The 255-nt window shown below is 51.0% G+C and carries 1 rRNA gene; it reads right to left on the bottom strand.

Going from position 1 to position 255, the window contains the following annotated elements:
- Positions 1-255 (bottom strand): 16S ribosomal RNA (locus MRBLMS1_RS24665); the annotation flags it as partial.

Below are 255 nucleotides of genomic sequence, written 5' to 3'. Positions count from 1 at the left end.
TAGAGTGCCCTTTCGTAGCAACTAATGACAAGGGTTGCGCTCGTTGCGGGACTTAACCCAACATCTCACGACACGAGCTGACGACAGCCATGCAGCACCTGTGTACTGGTTCTCTTTCGAGCACTCCTCAATCTCTCGAGGATTCCAGCCATGTCAAGGGTAGGTAAGGTTTTTCGCGTTGCATCGAATTAATCCACATCATCCACCGCTTGTGCGGGTCCCCGTCAATTCCTTTGAGTTTTAATCTTGCGACCG

Origin of the sequence: Massilia sp. LMS1-1-1.1 (assembly GCF_040815535.1) — a bacterium.
GTDB lineage: Bacteria > Pseudomonadota > Gammaproteobacteria > Burkholderiales > Burkholderiaceae_D > Janthinobacterium > Janthinobacterium aestuarii.
The sequence above is the reverse complement of the archived record's forward strand: the minus strand, read 5'-3'. Positions and strand labels throughout refer to the sequence as shown.